The 22,705-nt window shown below is 54.5% G+C and carries 27 protein-coding genes; 11 read left to right on the plus strand and 16 right to left on the minus strand.

Features of this window, described 5'->3' with window-relative positions:
- Nucleotides 1-60: 60 nt before the first annotated feature.
- The 5 genes from estP (at nt 61) to ACIGCM_RS07465 (ending at nt 4,549) form a co-directional block, all read left to right on the plus strand.
- The gene (gene estP / locus ACIGCM_RS07445; RefSeq protein WP_397501406.1) at nt 61-1,962 is read left to right on the plus strand and encodes an esterase EstP; all 1,902 of its coding nucleotides are present in this window, start codon (nt 61-63) and stop codon (nt 1,960-1,962) included.
- An 80-nt stretch (nt 1,963-2,042) separates the two neighbouring features.
- Nucleotides 2,043-3,050: a class 1 fructose-bisphosphatase gene (locus ACIGCM_RS07450; RefSeq protein ID WP_397501407.1), complete on the plus strand. Its 1,008-nt coding sequence runs from the start codon at nt 2,043-2,045 to the stop codon at nt 3,048-3,050.
- Nucleotides 3,051-3,053: 3 nt separating this feature from the next.
- Nucleotides 3,054-3,656 carry a DUF924 family protein gene (locus ACIGCM_RS07455; protein WP_397501408.1) on the plus strand — a complete coding sequence of 201 codons (603 nt, stop codon included), beginning with the start codon at nt 3,054-3,056 and terminating at the stop codon, nt 3,654-3,656.
- Nucleotides 3,657-3,723: 67 nt separating this feature from the next.
- The gene (bamE, locus tag ACIGCM_RS07460) at nt 3,724-3,978 is read left to right on the plus strand and encodes an outer membrane protein assembly factor BamE (protein ID WP_397501409.1); all 255 of its coding nucleotides are present in this window, start codon (nt 3,724-3,726) and stop codon (nt 3,976-3,978) included.
- A 7-nt stretch (nt 3,979-3,985) separates the two neighbouring features.
- Complete coding sequence (locus ACIGCM_RS07465; protein WP_397501410.1) at nt 3,986-4,549, plus strand: lipocalin family protein; 564 nt, start codon at nt 3,986-3,988, stop codon at nt 4,547-4,549.
- Between the two features lie 36 nt (nt 4,550-4,585).
- Here ACIGCM_RS07465 and ACIGCM_RS07470 read toward each other — a convergent pair whose 3' ends face one another.
- A complete protein-coding gene (locus ACIGCM_RS07470) occupies nt 4,586-5,020 on the minus strand; it encodes a hypothetical protein (RefSeq protein ID WP_397501412.1) in 435 nt (144 codons plus the stop codon).
- 80 nt (nt 5,021-5,100) lie between these two features.
- Between ACIGCM_RS07470 and pip the strand changes: the two genes are divergently transcribed.
- Both pip and dtd read left to right on the plus strand, forming a co-directional pair.
- Nucleotides 5,101-6,072 carry a prolyl aminopeptidase gene (gene pip / locus ACIGCM_RS07475; protein WP_397501413.1) on the plus strand — a complete coding sequence of 324 codons (972 nt, stop codon included), beginning with the start codon at nt 5,101-5,103 and terminating at the stop codon, nt 6,070-6,072.
- Complete coding sequence (gene dtd, locus ACIGCM_RS07480; RefSeq protein ID WP_397501414.1) at nt 6,069-6,506, plus strand: D-aminoacyl-tRNA deacylase; 438 nt, start codon at nt 6,069-6,071, stop codon at nt 6,504-6,506. The genes pip and dtd overlap by 4 nt, the downstream gene beginning before the upstream one ends.
- 248 nt (nt 6,507-6,754) lie before the next feature.
- Here the strand turns inward: dtd and ACIGCM_RS07485 are convergent, their stop codons facing one another.
- Entirely contained in the window at nt 6,755-7,339 is a 585-nt protein-coding gene (locus ACIGCM_RS07485) for a 2-hydroxychromene-2-carboxylate isomerase (RefSeq protein WP_397501415.1), read from the minus strand.
- Between the two features lie 36 nt (nt 7,340-7,375).
- Nucleotides 7,376-8,107: an SDR family oxidoreductase gene (locus ACIGCM_RS07490; RefSeq protein ID WP_397501416.1), complete on the minus strand. Its 732-nt coding sequence runs from the start codon at nt 8,105-8,107 to the stop codon at nt 7,376-7,378.
- A 102-nt stretch (nt 8,108-8,209) separates the two neighbouring features.
- On the opposite strand from ACIGCM_RS07490, the gene ACIGCM_RS07495 reads away from it, so the two are divergent.
- Complete coding sequence (locus tag ACIGCM_RS07495; protein ID WP_397501417.1) at nt 8,210-8,707, plus strand: winged helix-turn-helix transcriptional regulator; 498 nt, start codon at nt 8,210-8,212, stop codon at nt 8,705-8,707.
- Nucleotides 8,708-8,722: 15 nt separating this feature from the next.
- Here the strand turns inward: ACIGCM_RS07495 and ACIGCM_RS07500 are convergent, their stop codons facing one another.
- From ACIGCM_RS07500 to ubiE, 9 genes are all read right to left on the minus strand, one after another.
- A complete protein-coding gene (locus ACIGCM_RS07500; RefSeq protein ID WP_397501418.1) occupies nt 8,723-9,430 on the minus strand; it encodes a 16S rRNA (uracil(1498)-N(3))-methyltransferase in 708 nt (235 codons plus the stop codon).
- A complete protein-coding gene (tatC, locus tag ACIGCM_RS07505; RefSeq protein ID WP_397501419.1) occupies nt 9,427-10,257 on the minus strand; it encodes a twin-arginine translocase subunit TatC in 831 nt (276 codons plus the stop codon). The genes ACIGCM_RS07500 and tatC overlap by 4 nt, the downstream gene beginning before the upstream one ends.
- Nucleotides 10,254-10,715 (minus strand): Sec-independent protein translocase protein TatB, encoded by a 462-nt coding sequence (gene tatB, locus ACIGCM_RS07510; RefSeq protein WP_397501420.1) that lies wholly within the window; start codon nt 10,713-10,715, stop codon nt 10,254-10,256. Before tatB ends, tatC begins: the two co-directional genes overlap by 4 nt.
- A 129-nt stretch (nt 10,716-10,844) precedes the next feature.
- Nucleotides 10,845-11,078 carry a twin-arginine translocase TatA/TatE family subunit gene (gene tatA, locus ACIGCM_RS07515; protein ID WP_397501421.1) on the minus strand — a complete coding sequence of 78 codons (234 nt, stop codon included), beginning with the start codon at nt 11,076-11,078 and terminating at the stop codon, nt 10,845-10,847.
- Nucleotides 11,079-11,104: 26 nt separating this feature from the next.
- Nucleotides 11,105-11,437: a phosphoribosyl-ATP diphosphatase gene (locus ACIGCM_RS07520; protein ID WP_397501422.1), complete on the minus strand. Its 333-nt coding sequence runs from the start codon at nt 11,435-11,437 to the stop codon at nt 11,105-11,107.
- Nucleotides 11,430-11,831, minus strand: a complete 402-nt coding sequence (gene hisI, locus ACIGCM_RS07525) for a phosphoribosyl-AMP cyclohydrolase (protein ID WP_397501423.1) — start codon at nt 11,829-11,831, stop codon at nt 11,430-11,432. Before hisI ends, ACIGCM_RS07520 begins: the two co-directional genes overlap by 8 nt.
- A gap of 62 nt (nt 11,832-11,893) precedes the next feature.
- Nucleotides 11,894-13,483 (minus strand): ubiquinone biosynthesis regulatory protein kinase UbiB, encoded by a 1,590-nt coding sequence (gene ubiB, locus ACIGCM_RS07530; RefSeq protein WP_397501424.1) that lies wholly within the window; start codon nt 13,481-13,483, stop codon nt 11,894-11,896.
- Nucleotides 13,480-14,097 carry an SCP2 domain-containing protein gene (locus tag ACIGCM_RS07535; RefSeq protein ID WP_397501425.1) on the minus strand — a complete coding sequence of 206 codons (618 nt, stop codon included), beginning with the start codon at nt 14,095-14,097 and terminating at the stop codon, nt 13,480-13,482. The genes ubiB and ACIGCM_RS07535 overlap by 4 nt, the downstream gene beginning before the upstream one ends.
- A complete protein-coding gene (gene ubiE, locus ACIGCM_RS07540; RefSeq protein ID WP_397501426.1) occupies nt 14,097-14,867 on the minus strand; it encodes a bifunctional demethylmenaquinone methyltransferase/2-methoxy-6-polyprenyl-1,4-benzoquinol methylase UbiE in 771 nt (256 codons plus the stop codon). Before ubiE ends, ACIGCM_RS07535 begins: the two co-directional genes overlap by 1 nt.
- Nucleotides 14,868-15,011: 144 nt before the next feature.
- Here ubiE and ACIGCM_RS07545 point away from each other — a divergent pair, with 144 nt between their 5' ends.
- From ACIGCM_RS07545 to ACIGCM_RS07555, 3 genes are all read left to right on the plus strand, one after another.
- A complete protein-coding gene (locus ACIGCM_RS07545) occupies nt 15,012-15,290 on the plus strand; it encodes a polyhydroxyalkanoic acid system family protein (protein WP_397501427.1) in 279 nt (92 codons plus the stop codon).
- A gap of 254 nt (nt 15,291-15,544) precedes the next feature.
- Nucleotides 15,545-15,985, plus strand: a complete 441-nt coding sequence (locus ACIGCM_RS07550; protein ID WP_397501428.1) for a phasin family protein — start codon at nt 15,545-15,547, stop codon at nt 15,983-15,985.
- A gap of 10 nt (nt 15,986-15,995) precedes the next feature.
- Nucleotides 15,996-16,835, plus strand: a complete 840-nt coding sequence (locus tag ACIGCM_RS07555; RefSeq protein ID WP_397501429.1) for a phasin family protein — start codon at nt 15,996-15,998, stop codon at nt 16,833-16,835.
- A gap of 64 nt (nt 16,836-16,899) precedes the next feature.
- On the opposite strand, the gene ACIGCM_RS07560 is transcribed toward ACIGCM_RS07555, so the two are convergent.
- From ACIGCM_RS07560 to phaC (ACIGCM_RS07575), 4 genes are all read right to left on the minus strand, one after another.
- Nucleotides 16,900-17,514: a TetR/AcrR family transcriptional regulator gene (locus tag ACIGCM_RS07560; RefSeq protein ID WP_397501430.1), complete on the minus strand. Its 615-nt coding sequence runs from the start codon at nt 17,512-17,514 to the stop codon at nt 16,900-16,902.
- A 235-nt stretch (nt 17,515-17,749) separates the two neighbouring features.
- Nucleotides 17,750-19,432 (minus strand): class II poly(R)-hydroxyalkanoic acid synthase, encoded by a 1,683-nt coding sequence (gene phaC / locus ACIGCM_RS07565; RefSeq protein ID WP_397501431.1) that lies wholly within the window; start codon nt 19,430-19,432, stop codon nt 17,750-17,752.
- A gap of 278 nt (nt 19,433-19,710) precedes the next feature.
- A complete protein-coding gene (gene phaZ / locus ACIGCM_RS07570; RefSeq protein WP_397501432.1) occupies nt 19,711-20,568 on the minus strand; it encodes a poly(3-hydroxyalkanoate) depolymerase in 858 nt (285 codons plus the stop codon).
- Between the two features lie 139 nt (nt 20,569-20,707).
- Nucleotides 20,708-22,387: a class II poly(R)-hydroxyalkanoic acid synthase gene (phaC, locus tag ACIGCM_RS07575; protein WP_397501433.1), complete on the minus strand. Its 1,680-nt coding sequence runs from the start codon at nt 22,385-22,387 to the stop codon at nt 20,708-20,710.
- Nucleotides 22,388-22,705: the final 318 nt, after the last annotated feature.

Genomic DNA, 22,705 nt, shown 5'->3' on the forward strand with positions numbered 1-22,705 from the left:
GAAAACTAGCTAGATTTGAGCTGTTGGTACTGCCTATAACAATAAAATAAGGAATGCCCAGTGAAACGCACCCTAACTCCGCTCGCTGTAGCGTGCATGCTCGCAAGCTATTCAACCTTCAGCAATGCAGGCCCTTTCAGCAGCTTAATTGTGTTCGGCGACAGTTTAAGTGATGCCGGGCAATTCGCAGATGCAGAGGGTCCTGCTGGCGCGACCAGACGTTTTACCAACCGGGTTGGCCCGACCTACCAAAATGGCAGCGGTGAAGTGTTTGGTTCGACTTCGCCCATGCTGCTCGGCGAGCAACTCGGACTGGGGCCTCAAGCACCTTCGACTTCGCAGGTGTATGCGGACCAGGGTTTAGTCGATGGCAATAACTGGGCAGTAGGCGGCTATCGCACCGATCAAATTTACGCCTCTATTACTCAACCGGGCGGCTCGGTAGCGGGGACCCGTACCCGCGATGGCTATTTGGTTGACCTGGCGAATCGTGGTTTGAGTGTTGACCGCAATGCGCTGTTCTACGTCAATGGCGGTGGTAACGACTTCCTCCAAGGCACCATTTTCAGCTCCGGCCCGCAAGCGGCGGCAACCCAGTTGGCCGATGGTGTGCGGGCATTGCAGGGCGCTGGCGCGCGTTACATCATGGTTTCGTTGTTGCCAAATGTGGGCACCACGCCGGCTATTTCCGGTACGGCTTTGGCACCGACCATCACCTCGATTGGGCAAGATTTTAATACTGAGCTTGTGAGTCAGTTGTCGCAGATCGATGCGCAAATTATTCCACTCAACGTGCCCGTGCTATTCACTGAAGTGCTGCAGAATGCGGCGGCCTATGGCTTTGATACCACGCAAGACCTGACCGGCAGTTGCTTTGCTGACTGTGGCAACATCAACGCTACCTGGGGCATCAACAGTGCAACGCCAGACCCCAGCAAGTTGCTCTATAACGACAGCGTGCATCCGACAACAGCGGTTCAGGAAATTTTCGCCGACTACGCCTATTCGCTGCTCGCGGCACCTTGGGAGCTCAGCTTGTTGCCTGAAATGGCTCACGGCACCCTGCGCGCGCACCAAGATCAGTTACGCAACCAGTATGTTGCCGATTGGGAATCCTGGCAGCCTGTTGGCCAGTGGCGTGCAATCGTTTCCGGCGCGGGTCAGCACCTTGACTTTGACAGTCAATCCGCTTCGCCAAGTGGTGACGGCGATGGTTACAGCCTGAATGTGGGCGGTAGCTATCGAGTTGACGATAGTTGGCGATTCGGCCTGGTCATGGGGCTTTATGAACAAAACCTTGAAGTCGGCAGTGCTGATTCCGACTATGACATGCGCAGCTACTTAGGCAGCGCGTTTGCTCAGTATCAACACAATCGCTGGTGGGCGGATGCGTCCGTATCGGCCGGTTACTTGGATTATCACGACCTCAAACGCAAGATAGAACTGGGCCGTGTTGAGCGTTCCGAGAAGGGTGATACCGACGGCACTTTATGGGCGCTTTCGGGTCGGGTCGGTTATGACATCGCCCAGCCGGGTAGCACCTGGCACCTGAGCCCATTTGTGAGTGCTGACTACGCCAAGGTAGAGGTCGACGGCTATGACGAGAGTGGGGCGAGCTCAACTGCATTGAGCTTCGGTGACCAGGACCGCACATCAAAACGCCTTGGTATCGGTATGCAGGGGCGATGGGCTATTACACACGCCACGCAGGTGTTTGCCGAGGTCGCCCATGAAACTGAATACGATGATGACAGTACCGATGTGCGGGTTTCCCTCAATAGCTTGCCCGGCATCGACTACAAACTGCAGGGCTACACTCCGGACGACAACCTCGATCGTGCCAGCCTCGGCTTTAGCCAACAATTGACTAGCGACCTTGCGCTTCGCGGGGTGTACAGCTTAAGTAAGAGCGACGACAACAAGCAGCAAGGCGTCGCACTGTCGCTGGCTTGGGACTGGTAACGACCGATGGGCGGCAGCAGGAGACGCTGGCGCCCATAACCGGTTAAACTGCGCGCGATTCCCTACCTTCGGAGCCACATATGTCCCGCGTTACCTTGAGCCGTTATCTGATCGAGCAAACCCGCAGCCACAATACCCCGGCTGATCTTCGCTTCCTGATTGAAGTTGTTGCACGGGCCTGCAAGGCGATCAGCCATCAGGTATCCAAGGGCGCCCTTGGCGGCGTGCTAGGCAGCATGGAAACCGAGAACGTACAGGGTGAAGTGCAGAAGAAGCTCGATGTTATTTCCAACGAGATTCTACTTGAAGCCAACGAATGGGGTGGCCACTTGGCTGGCATGGCGTCCGAGGAAATGGACAATGCCTATCAGATTCCTGGCCGCTATCCGAAAGGTGCCTACCTGTTGGTGTTTGATCCGCTTGATGGCAGCTCGAACATCGATGTAAACGTTTCTGTTGGCACCATCTTCTCGGTACTGCGCTGTCCCGATCGTAACGGTGACGAAGGGGATTTGGGTGAAGAAGCTTTCCTTCAGCCGGGTACCGAGCAAGTGGCTGCAGGTTACGCAATCTACGGCCCACAAACCATGTTGATGTTGACCCTGGGTAACGGCGTTAAAGGCTTTACCCTGGACCGTGAACTGGGCAGCTTTGTACTGACCCATGACAACATCAAAGTGCCTGAAACCACCCAGGAATTTGCCATCAATATGTCCAACCAGCGCCACTGGGAAGAGCCAGTTAAGCGTTATGTGGGTGAGTTGCTGGCCGGTGAAGAAGGTCCACTGAAAAAGAATTACAACATGCGCTGGATTGCTGCCATGGTTGCAGACGTTCATCGCATCCTGACGCGTGGCGGCTTGTTTATGTACCCACGTGATAGCCGTGAACCTGAGAAGCCAGGCAAGCTGCGTTTGATGTACGAGGCCAACCCCATGTCGTTCATTATCGAACAGGCTGGTGGCGTTTCGACCAATGGTGAACAGCGCATTATGGATATCCAGCCGACTTCTTTGCACCAGCGTGTTGCGGTTTACCTGGGCTCGAAAGAAGAAGTTGAGCGCGTCACCTCTTACCATAAGAAGTAAAACGTGAGCCAGCCTTGGCAGTCATTGCTTGAATGGTGGTTTGGACCTTCGGTACAGGCCGCCGAGGCTGCGAATGCACGCACCAAGCTTTGGTTTGGCAAGCGTGACAGCCAGGATGCCGAGGCGCGTGAGCGCTTCGGTGATTGGGTTGAGCAGGCATTGGCGGGCCAACTGCTTGAGTGGCAAGAGCAGCCAGAGGGTTGGTTGGCGCTGATTCTCTTGCTTGATCAGTTGCCGCGCATGATCTTTCGTGATGATCCGCGAGGGTTCTCTGGCGACGCACTCGCTCAACAGTATGTTCAAACTGGCATTGCGCAAGGCAAAGACCAGCAGTTAGCCCCTATCCAACGGGTATTTATTTACTTAGTGCTGGAGCACTCCGAAGATCTTCGCTTACAAGATCAAGCGGTGGCGGCTTTTACTGAGCTCCTCAATCAGGCCTCTGCGTCTGAGCAATCCCTGTTCGCTGATTATCTCGATTACGCCGAGCGTCATCAGCGCGTTATCGCGCGCTTTCAACGCTTTCCCCACCGCAACAAGGTTCTGTCGCGCCCCTCAAGTGATCAAGAACTGTTGTTTTTGCAGGAACCCGGCTCGCGTTTCTGACGTCATATGCGGCAGACGGTGAGCGACTGTGCCAAGCTTAGCTCATCGAAAATAGGGAGCTTTAATTATGTCGCTGGGTAAATTCGCGTTATTAAGTTTTTGTGTACTGCTGGCTGCGTGCAGCAAGGTCACACAAGAAAACTATTCCAAACTCAAAACCGGAATGACTAAAGCCGAAGTGGAATCACTGCTCGGTGATCCGACTGATTGCTCGGGAGCTATGGGCCTGTCGAGTTGCACTTGGGGTGATAGAAAACAATTTATCAGCGTTCAATATGCCGGCGAGAAAGTCATGATGTTTTCGGGCGAAGGTCTGAACTGAGGAAACTATGAAACGCATTTTTTTAGGTGTCTGTGCCGCGGCAATGCTGGCAGGTTGTGCCAATTCGGGCACTGGAGCAGTGCCGCCTAAAACCGTTGATAAGGTTGATCTGGAGCGTTACCAGGGGACTTGGTATGAGCAGGCACGCTTGCCGATGTTCTTCCAGCGCAATTGCAAGCAGTCAGAGGCGCATTACGCACTGCAGGCTGATGGCAGCGTCAGTGTAGTTAACAAATGCCGCGACGCTGAAGGCAAGTGGCAGGAAGCGGTGGGGCAGGCGGTGCCTCAGGTCGAGGGTAAGACCGATAAACTTTGGGTCAGCTTTGATAATTGGTTCAGCGATATCCTGCCTGGCGTAGCCAAGGGCGAATACTGGGTGCTGTATCTTGATGATGACTACCAGCATGCGCTGGTTGGCAGTCCTAACCATAAGTACCTGTGGATGCTTTCGCGCAGCACTGAACTGGCTAAAGAACCACGCGCCAAAATGCTTGAGGTGGCTCATGGCCAGGGTTTCGAGACCGAGGATTTGATTTGGCGCACGCCGGACGCTGAGATGCCCAAGCAATAAACATGCGGCGTCTGCATTGCATGCAATGCAGACGCGCTATTGCCAACTAAGCCGTGCCAGCTTCCAGTCATCGCCGTCACGCCACCACTCAAGCCTGACGGCATAATGGCGAGCGCTATCGGGAATCAAGCCTTCAGCGCCGGTCATGGCGACTTGGGCATCGGTGTAGCCTTTAGAGCTGTATGTGGGGTCTATTTTATTGTCTTTAGTCAGGGCAATGACTTTGACGTTCTTGTAACGTAAGAACATTAAAGTCATGGTGCGCTTGGCCCAGTCATGATCAAACTGCTGCTGCGCTGCGAACTCTGGGTGCAGTTGGTCCATCACCGCAGACGTTTTTTTCGCTTCAAGATTGTCTTGGAGTTGCTGTACTTCCTTGTCTAGTGCAGCCTGTGGGGTGTCCTTGACGCCGCAGCCTGAGAGTAGGGCGAAACTCAGCAACAGAGCTAATCCAATGGGTTTTACTGGCATACGCGAAGCCTACTCCATGGGTATGATGACAGTGCCAGCAGTGCTGATGACACTGTATAAAAAAATTAAAGGAGCTGACCATGCAAACCTTGTATCCGGAGATTAAGCCCTACGCCCGCCATGAGCTGGCCGTGGATGCGCCGCATGTACTTTATGTGGATGAAAGCGGATCGCCGGATGGTTTGCCTGTGGTGTTTATTCATGGGGGGCCGGGGGCGGGCTGTGATGCGCTGAGCCGGCGTTTCTTTGATCCGAACCTGTATCGCATCGTCACCTTTGATCAGCGTGGTTGTGGACGCTCAACCCCCCATGCCAGTGTTGAGAATAACACCACGTGGGACCTGGTCGCTGACCTGGAAACTATTCGCCAGCAGCTAGGCATAGACAAGTGGGTTGTTTTTGGTGGCTCCTGGGGTTCGACGCTCGGTCTGGCCTACGCTCAGGCGCACCCCGAGCGGGTTCATGGTTTGATCTTGCGCGGGATATTCCTCTGCCGCACGCAAGAGTTGCAATGGTTTTACCAAGAAGGCGCCAGCCGCATGTTCCCGGATTATTGGCAAGACTACATTGCGCCGATTCCGCAGGAGGAGCGGGGCGACCTGGTCGCTGCCTTCCACAAGCGCCTGACCGGGAGCGACCAGATCGCCCAGATGCATGCCGCAAAAGCATGGTCTACCTGGGAGGGCCGAACGGCGACACTGCGGCCGAACCCGCAAGTCGTTGATCGTTTTACAGACTCACACCGAGCCTTATCAATCGCTCGAATCGAGTGCCACTACTTCGTTAACAAGGGCTTTCTTGAGCCGGATCAACTTATCCGTGATATGAGTAAGATCGCCCATCTTCCCGGGGTTATCGTGCACGGTCGTTATGATGTCATTTGCCCGCTAGACAACGCCTGGGAACTGCATCAGAACTGGCCCAACAGTGAATTGCAAATCATCCGTGAGGCTGGCCATGCGGCCGCTGAGGTGGGGATTACCGACGCATTGGTCCGTGCAGCCGATCAAATGGCCCGGCGTCTCCTCGACCTGGCACCTGATGAAGCATGAAGGCACTTATTCAGCGGGTAAGCAGTGCGCAGGTGTCGGTTGAAGGTGAAGTGGTTGGTGCTATTGATCAGGGCCTGTTGGCGCTCGTCGGTGTTGAGCCGCACGACACCGCCGCCAGTGTCAGCAAGATGCTGCAACGATTGCTCAAGTACCGGGTTTTTAGTGATGCAGCCGGCAAGATGAACTGCTCATTGACCGATGTGGCTGGTGGGCTGTTACTGGTGTCGCAGTTTACGTTGGCAGCGGACACCAAAAGTGGCCTGCGCCCAAGTTTCTCGACTGCTGCGCCGCCAGCCTTAGCGACTGAGTTATTTGATTTACTGCTTGAGCAAGCGCGTCTTCAGCACCCCATTGTGGCCACCGGGCGCTTTGGCGCTGACATGCAAGTGCAGCTTACCAACGATGGGCCGGTTACTTTTTTGTTAGAAACATGATCTTCGCGGCTACCAATGGTGGCCGTTGTGGCTTTGAAAAAACGCAGATATTTATGGCGGCTAATGGTGGCTGAAAAGAGCATCAACCACCCTACAATAGCTTCAACCACAGACTGCACTTACGCCTGCTAATGATCACCGTTGTAGGGTGGTCAACGCGAAGCTTGGCCACCGGCATTTGGTAAGTCAGGCGGATTTTTGTGGGCAAAAACGGGTGCGAAAAAGGCGCCTAGCAGGCGCTGTACGCCCTACGCCAATGCCTCGGCAACAAAGTCGAGGCGGTCTTGGCCGAAGTGCAATTCATCGCCGACAAAAAAGCTCGGGGCACCAAATACACCCCGTTTGATGGCTTCTTCAGTGTTGGCTTTCAAGCGCTCTTTGACCGCCTCATCGGCGGTCAGCCGGGCGAATTCTTCAGGCTCAAAACCTGCTGCTGTCAAAACCTGCGCCACTTGCTGCAGGTCACCCATATTCTTCTTGTGCACCCACATGGCTTCAAACACGGTTTTAACAAAGAGCTCGAAACGCTCGTCATCAAGATAACCGGCGGCACCGCGCATCAAGGTCAGGGTGTTGATCGGGAAGCTGGGGTTGAAGGCCAGCGGCACCCCGTAACGCTCCGCGAACCGCGCAAGGTCTTGCAGCATGTAGCGCCCTTTTGCCGGGATTTGCACCGGTGAACTGTTGCCGGTGGCTTTGAACACACCGCCCAGTAGCATGGGACGCCAGATGATTTGCGCATCTGCATTGGCTGCAATCTTGGGCAGTTGAGTCCAGGCCAGATAGCTGGTGGGGCTGCCGAAATCAAAGAAAAACTCTACCGATTTGCTCATCAAATCATTCCTCGCAGTTGCGTGACGGACATGGGCCTAAAAGGTTTCCATCCACGGCCGTAAATCCATTTCGTGAGTCCAGCTATCCCGTGGTTGGCAATGCAGTTGCCAGTAGCTGTCGGCAATATGCTCGGGGTTGAGGATGCCGTCTTGTTCTTTAAGGGCGTAGCGCTCAGGAAATGTTTCGCGGATAAACGCAGTGTCGATGGCACCGTCGATAATCGGGTGGGCGACATGAATGCCTTGGGGGCCAAGTTCGCGAGCCATGCTTTGGGCTAGCGCGCGTAAAGCAAACTTGGCACCGGCGAATGCGCAAAACCCTTTGCCACCGCGCAATGAAGCCGTAGCACCGGTAAAAATGATCGTCCCTTGACCACGTGGCAGCATGACTTTGGCTGCTTCGCGGCCGGTCAGGAAGCCGGCTAAGGTCGCCATTTCCCAGACTTTGCGGTAAACCCGCTCGGTGGTTTCGGTGATGGAAAAATGTACGTTGGCGCCGATATTGAAAATCACCGCATGCAGTGGGCCGACTTCACGTTCGATGGTCGCGAACAGCTCAATTACCTGTTCTTCAACACGGGCGTCACAGCCGAAAGCCCGGGCCTTGCCGCCATCTTGCTCAATGCTATCGATCAAAGGCTGCAATTTTTCTGCATTACGCCGGGCGACGCAGGCAACGTAGCCCTCACGGGCAAATCGCTTAGCGATCTCGCCGCCGGTGGCGTCTCCAGCTCCCACGACTAAAACCGCTTTGTTTTGAATTGTCATAGTTTCTCCGTGTTGAGTTCTGTTTTGGAACTTACAATGATAGTCGGTTCCAATTTGGAACCTGTCAAGTTATTCTTATTCAAGAATCTGTGGAGGCGATCTATGCGCTGGGAAGAACTTGACCAACAACCGTGCTCCTTGGCCCGAACCCTGTCGGTGGTCGGTGACCGATGGACGTTGTTGGTGCTGCGCGAATGTTTCATGGGCATTCGTCGTTTTGACGACTTTGAGCAACGTCTTGGCGTGACCCGGCACCTGTTGAGCGATCGCTTAAAAAAGCTGGTTGAGGCCCAGGTGTTGAGCAAGCACGCGTATCAACAGCGCCCTGTGCGTGAGGAGTATCGCCTGACTGGGAAGGGGCGCGACCTTTATCCAGCAATTATGGCGTTGGTGCATTGGGGGGATGTGCATATGAGCGAGGGTGGCGAAGCGCCAATTCTGCATCGGCACACGAATTGCGGCGAGCAGATGCATGGGCTGATGGTGTGCTCCCATTGCGCAGAGCCGCTGGTGCCGCAAGCGGTGCAGTTGGAGGAGTCGCCTAAGTACAGTGGCCAACTGCTGCCTGCCCATTGGGCGCAGCGAGCGGCTGTTGATTAGTGCTTGGTTAAATGCTCAAAACAGGCGAGCGAGCAGGGCTGTAACGGCCGTCTCGACACGCAGAATACGTTCACCAAGCTGCACCGGGGTCAACCCTGCTTCATGTAGCTTGTCGACTTCGTAAGGGATCCAGCCGCCTTCTGGGCCAATCGCCAGGGTCACCGGACCCTCGACCGCACGCGGGCACGCCGGGTACTCACCGGGGTGTCCGACCAGACCGAGGCTGTCGCCAATCAACTGTGTCAGATGGTCTTCGACAAAGGGTTTGAAGCGCTTCTCGATACGGATCTCTGGCAGCACCGTGTCGCGAGCTTGTTCCAAGCCCAGGATTAGCTGCTCACGTATCGCTTCTGGCTGCAAAAAAGGCGTCTGCCAAAAGCTCTTTTCAACCCGGTAGCTGTTGAGCAGCACCACGTGAGCCACACCCATCGAGCTGACGGTTTGCAGCACACGGCGGAGCATTTTCGGGCGCGGCAGTGCGAGTAGCAGGGTCAGTGGCAGCTTTGCTGGGGGCGCTTGATTCAGTTCGAACCGGATATGCGCCTGCTGCGCATCCATGTGCAGGATCTGGGCATTGCCCATTAGCCCACCTAAGCGGCCGACCCGTAAACTGTCTCCTGCCTCAGCGCGATGCACTTCCTGCATGTGCTTCAGCCGCCGACCGCTGAGTATGGCCTGGTCGGCGCTGATGCAGTCGCTGTCTTCGAGCAGCAGCAGGTTCACGGCTTAGCAGCAGGGTTCTGGTCGTTGCGTTCGGCCAGTTCGGTCGCTTCATCCGCCGCTTCTTGCTCTTCAGCTTGTTGGGCTTCTAGTCGCTCACGGCGCTTGACCATCGCACCGCAGAGCAAGCCTGCTTCAAACAGCATCCACATGGGCACGGCGAGCAAGGTTTGCGAGAAGATATCGGGCGGTGTCAGGACCATGCCGATAGCGAAGCAGCCAACTATCACATAAGGGCGACTTTTGCGCAGGGTGGCAACATCAACGACGCCAACCCAGATCAGCAGAAAGGTGGCTACGGGGATCTCGAAGGCTACGCCAAAGGCGAAAAACAGGGTCAATACGAAGTCGAGGTATTGGCCAATGTCCGTCATCATCTCAACCCCTTCCGGGGTGACGCTGGCGAAGAAGCCGAACATGATCGGGAAGACCACGAAGTAGGCAAAGGCCATACCGCCGTAGAACAGCAGGATACTGGAGATCAGCAAAGGCACGGCGATGCGTTTTTCGTGCTTGTACAAGCCGGGTGCAATAAACCCCCAGATTTGATGCAAGATCACCGGGATCGCCAGGAACAGCGCGACCATCATGGTCAGCTTGAATGGCGTCAGGAATGGCGACGCCACGCCCGTTGCAATCATTGTCGCGCCAGCGGGCAGGTAAGTGCGCAGCGGAGCGGCCACGAGGGCGTAGATGTCTTGTGAGAAGTAAAACAGCCCAGCGAAGAGTACAAATATTGCAAACACGCAGCGCAGCAGGCGCGAGCGCAGTTCGGTCAGGTGCGAGATAAGCGGCATCTCTTCATCGTGTTGCTCAGGTAGTCGGCTCATGGTTGTTGGGTTTTATCCTGGCTGGCAGCAGGGCTTTGCTCTGCGGCAGGCAAACCTGTGGCTGGCTGCAGTGGTTCACTGGGCGTGCTGACTTCAGGCGCTGGGCTTGGTGTTTCACCAAAGGGGGCTTGAGCTGAGCTGCTGGGTTCCGCGTCGATGGCGGTTTTTGGCGTTTGCGTGGCTGGTTCGGCTGAGCGTTTGCTTGATGGCAGAATGTCATTCTTCATCGCTTTCATTTCACGCTCAAGGTCGAGAATCTGCTCGTTGTGCAGTTGTCGGCGAATTTCATCAGCGCCGATCTCGCGTTCAACATCAGCTTTGATTGCGTTGAAGCTACGTTTAATCCGGCCAATCCATAAGCCCGCTGTACGCACTGCTCCCGGCAGGCGCTCGGGACCGAGCACGACAAGGGCTACTAGTCCGCACAAAAGCAGTTCGGTGAATCCGATATCAAACATGAGAGCTGACTCTTTGGACCTGTAACACAGGGCCTACAATAGAACGGGTAAGCGGCCAGCAGAGGCTACGCATTACTGTTGCGCAGTATCGGCTTGGCCGTTTCAATAGAGCGAGTTGTTAACGCGGGCTCAGTCTTTCTTCGCAGGGTCTTCAACCTTGCGCGCCTGGGCGTCAAAGGTCTGGCCTTTTTCGTCTTCAACCGGCGGCTTGTCCGCGTCGTCATTGCCCATCGACTTACGGAACCCTTTGATCGCGTCACCGAGGTCCGAACCGACACCCTTGAGGCGCTTGGTGCCGAACAACATAACCACGATCAGCAGGATGATCAGAAGCTGCCAAATGCTAATTCCACCGAAACCCATGATGTGTTCTCCGATTTAAATAAGGGTTAGGACTCTGAGCGTGCAGCTTTTTCAGCATGCCCACTCAATCCAAAGCGTCGATCCAGCTCGTCCAGCACCGCTTGCGGATGCTGACCCAGCGCGGCCAGCATGACCATGCTGTGAAACCACAGATCGGCTGTTTCGTATATCACGTCACTGCAATCACCAGTGCTTGCAGCATCCTTTGCGGCGATGATGGTTTCAACCGATTCTTCACCGACTTTCTCTAAAATCTTGTTCAAGCCTTTGTGATACAGGCTCGCCACGTAGGATGAGTCTGCCGCCGCGCCTTTGCGTGACTCAAGTACTTCAGCCAGGCGGGTCAGGGTATCAGTCATGGCTGTGTCCTTCGGCATAAATTGCTTTTGGGTCTTTGATCACGGCGTCGACTGTTTTCCACGCGTCATTTTCAAATACGCGGTAGAAGCAGCTCTCTCGACCCGTGTGGCAGGCAATGCCACCCAGTTGCTCGACTTTAAGGATGATCACATCGGCGTCGCAATCCAGGCGCAGCTCGTGAAGCTTCTGTACGTGCCCGGACTCTTCGCCTTTGCGCCACAGTTTGCCACGTGAGCGCGACCAGTAAATGGCACGGTTCTCGGCGGCGGTCAGGGCCAGTGATTCGCGGTTCATCCACGCCATCATCAGCACTCGGCCAGTCTGGTGGTCTTGAGCTATAGCCGGAACTAAGCCGTCACTGTTCCACTTTATTTCGTTAAGCCAATCGTTCATTGCAGATTCCGCCCATTTCGGGCTTTTCAAGTCTCTAGTTTGCCAGTACGGATCGAGTGTGGCTATCGGCGCAGCACCAGATAAATACCGCCAGCGAGCATTGTCCAAATTGGCCACGCTGTTAATTCAAGGATTAAGCCTTGGCTAACCGCTCCAGCAATCAATACGCCACCAAGCAATCGGGCCGGCCAGTTTGAGTGGCTTTGCTCGACGGTTTTGACCGTGAGCTGTTGCTGATTGAGTTTTTCCAGTGTATCGCGGGCAATCTGCGACAGGTGTGGAACCTGCTCGGCTTGTTGTTGCAGGTTGCGCAGCAAGTGCTTCGGGCTATAGCGTTCACGCATCCAGCGCTCCAAAAATGGCTGGGCGGTACTCCATAAATCAAGGTCTGGGTAGAGTTGGCGGCCCAACCCTTCAATATTGAGCAAGGTCTTCTGCAGCAGCACCAACTGTGGCTGGACTTCCATATTGAAGCGTCGCGCCGTTTGAAACAGGCGCATCAGAAGTTGGCCAAAGGAAATGTCCTTCAGAGGTCGCTCGAAAATGGGTTCGCAGACAGTCCGAATTGCTGCCTCGAAATCATTCACTTTGGTCTGTGCCGGTACCCAGCCTGAGTCGATGTGCAACTGGGCGACACGGCGGTAGTCGCGTTTAAAGAAGGCCAACAGGTTGCGCGCCAAGTAGTCCTGGTCTTCTGGGGTCAGGCTGCCGATGATGCCGCAATCGATGGCGATGTACTTGGGATTCCAGGGCTGGCTGGTGCTGACAAAGATGTTGCCGGGGTGCATGTCAGCGTGAAAAAAGCTGTGGTCGAACACTTGGGTAAAGAAGATCTCTACACCACGCTCTGCCAGTAGTTTCATGTCCGTGCGTTGATCGGCCAGTGTCGCTAAATCGGTCACAGGAATGCCGTATATGCGCTCCATTACCAGCACTTTAGGTCGGCAATAGTCCCAGTAAACTTGCGGCACGTAGAGCAGTGGCGAGCCTTCAAAGTTACGGCGAAGCTGACTGGCGTTCGCCGCCTCGCGCAGCAGGTCGAGTTCGTCGTAAATGGTTTTCTCATAATCGCTGACAACTTCGACTGGGCGTAGACGCCGTGCGTCTGTCGAGGCTTTCTCGGCCACCTTGGCAATGATGAACAACCAGGCAATGTCTTGGCGAATCACCGGCCGCAGACCGGGGCGGATAACCTTGATCACCACTTCTTCGCCGGTTTTCAGCTTGGCTGCATGCACCTGCGCAACTGAAGCGGATGCCAGTGGCTGAGGGTCAAACCGGGCAAAGAGGTCGGCCACTTTGGCACCGAGCTGTTGCTCAATCAGGGCCAACGATTGAGCCGGGTCAAATGGCGGCACTTGGTCTTGCAGTCGGGTCAGTTCGTCGGCGACGTCGAGTGGCATCAAATCGCGGCGAGTGGAGAGCAGTTGGCCAAATTTGATAAAAATCGGGCCTAGCTCTTCAAGGGCCAGGCGCAAGCGCTCGCCGCGACTGAGTTTGAGGTCTTTGCGTGGTAGCCAGCGCCACGGCAAGGTGTAGCTGAGCATGCGCATCCACAGCGGCAGCGGCATGGCAAAGAGCAAATCATCCAGTTGGTAGCGGATGACTACGCGCAGAATTCGGAACAAGCGACGTGCGGCGAGTAGCTTCATTCGGTGGGCTTATTACGTTGGGCGAGACGTTCGATGCGGGCATCGAGACGGTCGAGGGCTAACTTCAGGTCATCCAGTTCGGTAAAGCGCGCATTGGCTTCACGTTGGCCAACCAAGGTGCGTGACTCTTCGCTGAGATAGTCGGCGAGGTTTAAACGCAGTGTTTCAAGTGTTTGCGTCGTCCAGCCAACACGGCTGCGCAGGTGGCTGCTTACTAGCTGGCTGCCTACCGGGCCGAGCCAGCATGACACCTCGTATTCCCAGTCGAGTTCGAGGTCTTGCAGTACCGCGGCGAAGTCCAGCAGCACGGCGCTGTCACCTTCAAGCTCAACTTCGGGACTGTGCAGCACTGCGGTTTTGTCGCTGCTGGTGGCGAGACGAATCAGGCTCGAAGCGGGCGCACGAAGTCGACAATCGACATCACCTTCCCAGTGTGCCGCGAGCATCAGACCTTCACCGTCGGGCATGATAAACAGGCTTATGGCTGGAGACAGGCAATCAACGGCAATGACTTTGCCAGCCAATGGCTCAAGGCGAGGCAGCGCAGTGCTGTCCATCGTCAGCACACGGTTGAGGCCGGTTTCGACTCCGGCCAATAGCCCGCTCAGCAACATCAGGGTTTGATACCCCGGTGCAGCGCAACAATACCGCCAGTCATATTGTGATAGGTGGTGCGCTCAAAACCGGCTTCAACCATCATTGCCTTCAAAGTGTCTTGATCCGGGTGCATGCGAATCGACTCAGCCAAATAGCGGTAGCTTTCGGCGTCATTGGTGATCAGCTTGCCCATCAGCGGCATAAAGGTGAATGAGTAGCGGTCGTAGACTTTCGACAGCAGGGCGCTTGATGGCTTGGAAAATTCAAGAATCAACAGGCGTCCACCGGGCTTGAGTACCCGCAGCATCGAGCGAATGGCGTCTTCTTTGTGGGTTACGTTGCGCAGACCAAAGGCGATGGTCACACAGTCAAAGTGGTTGTCAGGGAATGGCAGTTTTTCGGCATCGGCCTGAACAAACTGGACATTACCGGCTACGCCACGATCGAGAAGACGATCACGGCCAACTTTGAGCATCGAGTCGTTGATATCAGCCAGCACCACTTCGCCCGTTGGGCCGACCAGGCGAGAGAACTGACGCGTGAGATCGCCAGTGCCGCCGGCAATGTCGAGCACCTTGTTGCCGACACGCACACCGGACAGCTCAATGGTGAAACGCTTCCACAAACGGTGCATACCGCCGGAAAGCAGGTCATTCATGACATCGTACTTGGCGGCCACCGAGTGGAACACTTCTGCGACTTTTTCAGCCTTCTGGCTTTCCGGCACGTCGGTGAAGCCAAAGTGTGTGGTCGGTTCGCTGTCGCTGTTCTTGCGCGGATCGTTCATGTTGCGCTCACTTGAATCATAGTGAGCGACATTCTAAACCTGCGACGTGGCTTATGTCTTGGCATGTGCTTAGTGGCTGTGAGCAGAGCGACCAGCGAGCCTGCTATAGTCAGGCGAATTTAGCTCGCAAACTCGAGGAACCCAATGGCCAAAATCGACATTCAACGCCCTCACTCACTGGGGCGCGAGGGCGCACGTGAGAAAGCAGAATATCTCGCTGAGCGCTTGTCCAACGAGTATGGCGTGCGCTATCAGTGGAACGGCGATGTGCTTGAGTTCAAACGCAGTGGTGCGGACGGTCGAATTGAAGTTGGCGAAGATCAAGTTCGGGTACAGCTCAGCCTGGGTTTGATGCTCTCGGCACTGAGCGGGACTATCAAACGTGAAATTGAACAGGTTCTGGATAAGCACCTCAAAGCCTAGCACCGTACTTTTTGCAGCTTTTATGTGCTTAGGGAGCCTCTGAAAAAGGTAGCGAGCGACGAAAGTACAAGGCAAAAAGATGTGAAAAAGCGGCGTCTATGAGCATTTAGAGCCGCTTTTTAACGCCGTAATACCTAGCGCCGTAGTTTTTCAGTGGTTCCTTAGTATGTAGATTCTAATTTTCCTCTATAGGGTGTATCTCAAGCCTGCACTTTGTGGGCGTTTCCTCTTAAATACTTTGAGTGAGGTGCACCATGTCAAAAGTTGCGATCAAAAAGAAAGTCGTGGTTGAAGACAAAGCCACTGTATTGAGCGACGCAAAAGTCTACGCACGTAAAATCTGGTTGGCAGGTTTGGGTGCTTACGTCAAAGCGGGTCAGGAAGGCGCTGATTATTTGAAAGACCTGATCAAGACCGGTGAAGGTGTTGAGCAGAAGGGCAAAAAAATCGTTGATCAACAACTCGATGCAGCGAACAGCCAGATCGACAGCGCTAAGAGCAGCGTGCGTAGCAATGTCAGCAGTGTTAAAGGCAAAGTTGAATTGCAACTCGACAAAATCGAGAAGGCATTCGACACTCGTGTTGCCTCGGCTCTAAACCGTATTGGTATTCCGTCTAAGCAGGACATCGAAGTTCTCTCTGCTAAGCTGGATGAGTTGAGTGCTTTGCTTGATCACGTCTCGCGTACCAAATAAGGAGAGTCGAATGGCTGTTAAGAAGAAGGTAGAAAAAGAAGCTAGTTCGTGGATTGGGGGCGTAGAGAAATACTCACGCCAGATTTGGCTGGCCGGTTTGGGCGCTTACTCCAAAGTCAGCAAGGACGGCACCAAGCTGTTCGATACGCTGGTCAAGGATGGCGAGAAAGCTGAGAAGCAAGCCAAGACAGAAGTCGACAAACAAGTCGATGCTGCTAAGTCCTCAGTTGATGCACGTGTGGGCTCTGCCCGATCGAAAGTCGACGAAGTGCGTGGCCGAGCAATCGGTAAGTGGGGCGAGTTGGAAGAGGCTTTTGATAAGCGCTTGAACAATGCCATTTCGCGTCTGGGTGTGCCGAGCCGCAATGAAGTCAAAGCGCTTAATGCAAAAGTTGAAGGCCTGACCAAGCAGATCGAAAAGCTCACCGGTGTTTCGGTTAAATCAGTTAAGCCTGCAGCCAAGCCAGCACCTAAAACTGCTGCTAAGCCTGCTCCAAAAGCAGCGGCTAAACCTGCTGCAAAACCAGCGCCGAAAAAGCCAGTGGCCAAGGCTGCGGCTAAACCTGCGGCTAAACCTGCGGTAAAGGCTGCAGCTAAGCCAGCACCTAAGGCTGCTGCTAAACCAGCCGCCAAACCTGCGGCGAAAGCGGCAGCCAAACCGGCGGCTAAGCCAGCCGCAAAACCAGCGGCTAAGAAACCAGCAGTGCGCAAGCCTGCGGCGAAACCCGTCGCTAAACCCGCTGCGGCCAAGCCTGCTGCGACACCGGCTGCACCTGCTACTGCAGCCACACCAGTTGCACCAGCAGCTACTGCACCGGCAGCACCAACGACACCGACTACACAGTCCTAAGCGTTTAGCTGCTACACAAAAAGCCCGGAACAGTTCGCTGTCCGGGCTTTTTGCTGTCTGTGATTTAGTCTTCCAGGTAACGCTGAGCCAGAAGCTCGGCGGCAAAACGTGATTCAGCATTCAGGTGCGGGGCAACCAGCATCATCACTTGATACACCACCAACCGACTTTCACCTTCACTGCCGATGATGCGTTGGTAGTCGAGAGAGAACAGCAGTGTCAGGGTGATCTGTTCAACTAACTGGCCAAGGGACTGGGTATCGCTCAGCAATTGATCTTCAGCTTTGAGCCTTGCAAGCAGGGCTGCCAGCGTGCGCTTTAGCGCGTTAAGCCAGTGACGCATGCCTCTGGCTATTTTGGGCAGACGCCCGGTCAGGTTGGACAAGTCCTGGAACAGAAAACGGTAGTGAGCCATGCGCTCGGCGATCAAGTGCAGGAACAGCCAGTAATCTTCGACATCCAGTTGGGCATCTTCGGGCGGGTCGAGTAAAGGTACAAGCTCGGCTTGGAAGCGTTCGAAGAGCCCCGTGATTAGGGGTTCCTTACCATGGAAATGGTAATAGAGGTTGCCCGGGCTAATCCCTAGCTCGTTGGCGATTTCCAAGGTTGAAACATTTGGTTCACCCTCCTGATTGAACAGCATCAGGGCGCATTCGAGAATCCGTTCACGAGTTTTCATGCTGATTTCTTATTGTTGATGCACATGGCGTGAAGATAACTGTGTCACGCCATTTCGGCCAGTAGCAGATTGCGCTGGCACTGAATAAGCGAGTGTTTTGCTGTTGGATATTTGTGGACAAGCTTCAGGCTGTTGCACCCAATTGTCTGCGAGGGGTGGGTAACGTTTTTTACCCACCAATATTGATTGGGGTGAGGTGTCTTCATTCGTCACTAGCGCCTGCCTGATGCATTGCCTAGCGTGCGTGTACGTAATGCCCGGGCGCCTCTGCCAACGCAGGATGATTTTGGTCGCCAATGGCCATAATGGTTTCTCGCTGAGTACCTGAGCGGGCTTGAATCCACTCCAGCCAAAGCGGCCACCAACTGCCCTGCTGATTTTTTGCGTCGTGATACCAAGCCCGCGGATCTGAGGTGAGTTTGGCGCTCTCAAAGAAGTTGGCTTTAGGGTTGCCAGGGGGGTTGAGGATGCTTTGGATATGCCCGCTATTGGACAAAATAAAGCGCCGGTCGCCACCGACTAGCAAGGTTGAGCGATACACCGCATCCCAAGGCGTAATGTGGTCATTGATCCCCGCGACATGGAAGCTGTCAATGTTCACTTTCTGCATATCAATCGGTGTCCCGCAAATCTCCAGAGCTCCGGGTCGGGTCAATGGGTTGTACTTGAAAAACTCGATCAGGTCACCATGCAGTGCAGCTGGCAAACGGGTGTTGTCGTTGTTCCAGTACAGGATGTCGAAAGCGGGTGGTAGCTTGCCCATTAAGTAGTTGTTGACCCAGTAATTCCAGATCAAGTCATTGGGTCGCATCCAAGCAAAGACCTTGGCCATATCACGGCCATCGAGAACGCCTTGCTGGTAAGAGCGCCGCTTTGCAGCCTCAAGGGTCTTCTCGTCGGCAAATAGCATTGCCGGACTTTCTATTTGGCTGTCGAGCAGGCTGACCATATAGGTTGAGCTGGCAATCTTGCGCAGCTGGCGCTTGGCTTGCAAATGCCCTTGCAATGCCGCGATGGTCAAGCCGCCCGCACATGCACCAAGCAAGTTAACGTCTTTACTGCCAGTAATTGCACGGCACACATCGACGGCTTCTTCGAGTGCTTGCACATAGCTGGAAAGGCCCCACTCGCGATGTTGAGGGTCAGGGTTACGCCAACTGACGACAAAGGTTTGCAGGTTGTTTTTCAAGGCGTACTGGATGAAGCTTTTCTCGGGCGAGAGGTCAAAAATGTAAAACTTGTTGATTTGCGGCGGTACGATCAACAGAGGCTTGGCGTACTGTTTTTCGCTCATCGGCTTGTACTGAATCAGCTCAAGCATTTCATTGCGGAAGATCACTGAGCCGGGCGTAGTGGCCAGATTCCGGCCCACCTCGAATGCATGCTTGCTGACTTGGCTGGGCATGCCCCCGTTATTCATCAAGTCATCGAATAGATGATTGAGCCCTTTGAAGACACTGGTGCCGCCGCTGTTGAAAAGTTCTTTCAGGGCCAGTGGGTTAAGCAACGAGTTTGAAGGCGATAACGCATCACTCAATAGCGACGAAACAAAGCGCGCGCGGGTGCGGTCATCGGCTGACAGCGTGCTTTCATCTATCCAGTTGTTGAGTTGTTTTTGCCAGGCCAAATAGGCTTGTAAGCTGCGCCGATAGAATGGGTTATGGTGCCACGTCGGATCGCTGAAACGGCTGTCTTGAGGGTTGACCTTGTGCGGAGTATCACCCACCAGCACGCGGCCTAATTGGCCACCAAAAGCCAGCAAATGCTTGGCGCTGTGTACCGGCTGCTTAAGGCCCTGCAGCGCCAATACACGGAATGTGGAGATAACATCGCGACCGCGAAGCCCTGAAATAGCGTTTTGCGCGTTCATAGCTCTGGCAGTACTTGGCAAGCTGCTTTTGCTGATTTTATCTGGCATGAAATAACACTCCGTCGTTATTACGCTGCGAGTCTTCAGTGCAATTTCCTTACGCTTTGCTGCTGGGTCTATGCCGCATCAAAACTCAAGGTGAGTGCATATCAGGTCGCGAGGACTCATTGTTTTATATTAAGCAGCAAGGCTTGTACCAATATGGCTAAACCTGCATTGCAGAGCCTGCGGGGCTTGCAGGCGAAAAACCGGCAGCCCTTAAATGAGTCAACTATAGGTGCCAAGCACTACAAGTGTGCGACAGTCTGATGACTGTCACACCTTGGTTAATGGGACGCTGCTGCGACGGGAACGGGATGCATCACTGCGCGTTGGCGCTCTTCATCAAGGAACTTCATGATAATGGGGGCAACTGTTTCAGCGCGGGTCACCAGGAATAGATGGCCGTCATCAATCACATGCAGTTCAGCATTTGGAATGCGCCAAGCCAGCAGACGCATGTTGATCAGAGGGATAATCGGATCGTCATCTCCGGCCAGTACCAGCGTCGGTTGATGAATCTTGTGTAGCCAGTGAATACTGGTCCAACCCAGGCCTGCGAAAAGTTGCCAGTAGTACCCAACCTTGCCGGATGAACGCACTTTGCTGGCATGGGACATGGCCAACTTTGGGTCACGGCGAAAGGCTCCGCCATAGATAATGGGCGCAATCTGCACACCATACGAAGGCTGGATATAGCGTCGGGGGCTGGCCATGCGTAGCAACACCTTAGGTTTGCCAGGCACCATAAATGCACCCGCGGCGGTGGCCGCCAATACCAGTTTTTTGCAGCGCTCAGGGTAGTCGTGAGCAAATTGCTGGGCTAATGCACCGCCCCAGGATACGCCGATAACATTGACTTGACCGTAGTCGAGGTAGTCGAGCATCCGTGCAGCCAGTTTGGCCAGTCCGGGGAAACGATAGGGTGTGCTTGGGGTTGAAGAGCCGCCAACTCCAGGCACGTCAAAAGCAATGACTTCGAGCTCTGGGTCAAGTGCTTTCACGAACGGCATGACCAGCTCAAGGTTGGCACCGATGCCGTTGAAGATGAGCAGTGGCGCTATCTTGCTGTTACCGGGGCGGACCGCGGTTCGGATCGTCTGGCCATCCAGTTCGATGGTGCGAAATATAAATGGTAGCGACATACGCATAGCCCTATCAGTTAAACCGTTGAGATGGACGGTCCTGGCTGTATCCATAGCCTCCAGATAATTCTGGTCCGCTGAGTTTCAGCGAGCAGCGCCATTCTTGCGCTGCGGGCATCAGTGCGCAGTGCGCAGTTCATTAGCGTTCGTGTACATAGGTTCCCGGTGCGGCTTCACCTGCCGGGTATTTTTTATTGCCAAGCTGGGCTTTCGCCGGTTTGGTTTTACCTGAGCGCTCTGCCAACCATTGCTGCCAGTGCAGCCACCATGAATCGGTGTGTTTGGTTGCGTTTGCCTGCCACTCTTTAGGGTCGTCATGCATTTCAGAGTTGGTCATGTAGCGTGACTTGGGGTTGCCAGGCGGGTTGAGAATGCTTTGGATGTGGCCACTGTTGGACAGAACGAACTCGCAGTTGCCGCCAAACAGCTTGGCTGACTTGTAGCACGACTCCCAAGGCGTGATGTGGTCAGTGGTGCCCGCGACGCAAAACAAATCGCTCTTAACCTGTTTCAGATCAATCGGCGTGCCGCAGACTTCAAGTGCACCTGCACGCGTCAGTGGGTTGGTCACGAACATATCAATGAATTCGCCATGCAGGGCTGCAGGCAATCGGGTGGTGTCATTGTTCCAGTACAGGATATCGAAAACGGGCGGCTCGTTACCCAATAGGTAGTTGTTGACCCAATAGTTCCAGATCAAGTCGTTGGGCCGCATCCAGGCAAAAACCTTAGCCATGTCGCTGCCTTCGAGCACACCGGCTTGGTAGGAGCGGCGCTTGGCGGCTTCAAGGGTTTTCTCATCGGCAAACAGCGCGACCTGCGTGTCCATCTGGGTGTCGAGCACACTTACCAACAGGGTAAGGGCATGGACTTTCTGCTCGCCCGATGCGGCGTAATGACCGAGCAGCGAGGTGGTGGTTAGGCCGCCGGAGCAGGCCCCCAGCATGTTGATGTCTTTGCTGCCGGTAATGGCGCAGACCACATCAATTGCTTCCTTGAGTGCTTCGATATAGGAACTTAGGCCCCATTCGCGCTGGGCTTTAGTTGGGTTACGCCAACTGACGACAAATGTCTGTACGCTGCTGCGCAAGAGAAAGCGCGCCACGCTTTTTTCTGCCGACAAATCGAACACGTAGTACTTGTTGATTTGCGGCGGTACGACCAGCAGTGGTCGCTCGTGCACTTGCTCAGTGACAGGTGAGTACTGAATCAGCTCCAGCAGGTCATTACGAAAAACGACGGCGCCTTCAGTGGTTGCCAGATTCTTGCCCACCTCGAAGGCGGACATATTTACCTGGCTTGGCATGCCGCCGTTATTAACCATGTCTTTGGCGAGATGGGAGAGACCGTCAAGCAGGCTTTTGCCGCCAGTCTCGAAAAAGCGTTTGACTGCCATTGGATTCGCCAGCGTATTGCTTGGCGCCATGGCCTCAGTCATGAGGTTGACCACAAAATGACCGCGGCTGGCATCTTGTGGCGATAAAGTGCTTTCGTCGATCCACTGGTGCAGCTCTTTGCGCCACGCCAGATAGGTCTGTAGGTAACGCCGATACAGCGGGTTCTGGCTCCAGGCAGGGTCACTAAAGCGCTTGTCTGTTGGGTCAGCCTGTAACTCCGATTGACCAAACATCACGTTCTTCAGTTCAAGACCGAAATGCGCGACATGCTTGGCACTGTGCAGAGGTTGCCTCAGCGCAAGCGACATCACCATTCGCGCGGAAGTCAGCAGATCTTTACCGCGGATCCCAACAACGGGATTAAGGCCGAGGGTGTTTTCTGAAGCTTGATGCTTCAGGGCATCATTATTTTTATCAGCCATTTGACGCTCCATTGTCCTGAGACACCTACCTCAATTGCATTATGCGCGCGGACATAATCAAGGGCTCGGCATTACTCGGGTTACCGTGTGTTATCAACGTAACTACTGTGTGCAACTGGATATTCCAGATGCAGGTAACTTGCCAGTTACTTGGTTACCCGAGTTTTTACCTTTACGCAAGGCATGCGTGTGCAGCTTCTGATTAAAGCAGTATGACGGGAGATATTAGAAAATGCGTTCTAACTGTGCACATCAAGCGGGTCACGGCGATGAGGTGACAGCTTTGGTGCATGGCAGATGGGCACGGTGCAAGGCCCG

The sequence above is a fragment of the Pseudomonas sp. NPDC078700 genome, from assembly GCF_044542375.1.
Taxonomy (GTDB): domain Bacteria; phylum Pseudomonadota; class Gammaproteobacteria; order Pseudomonadales; family Pseudomonadaceae; genus Aquipseudomonas.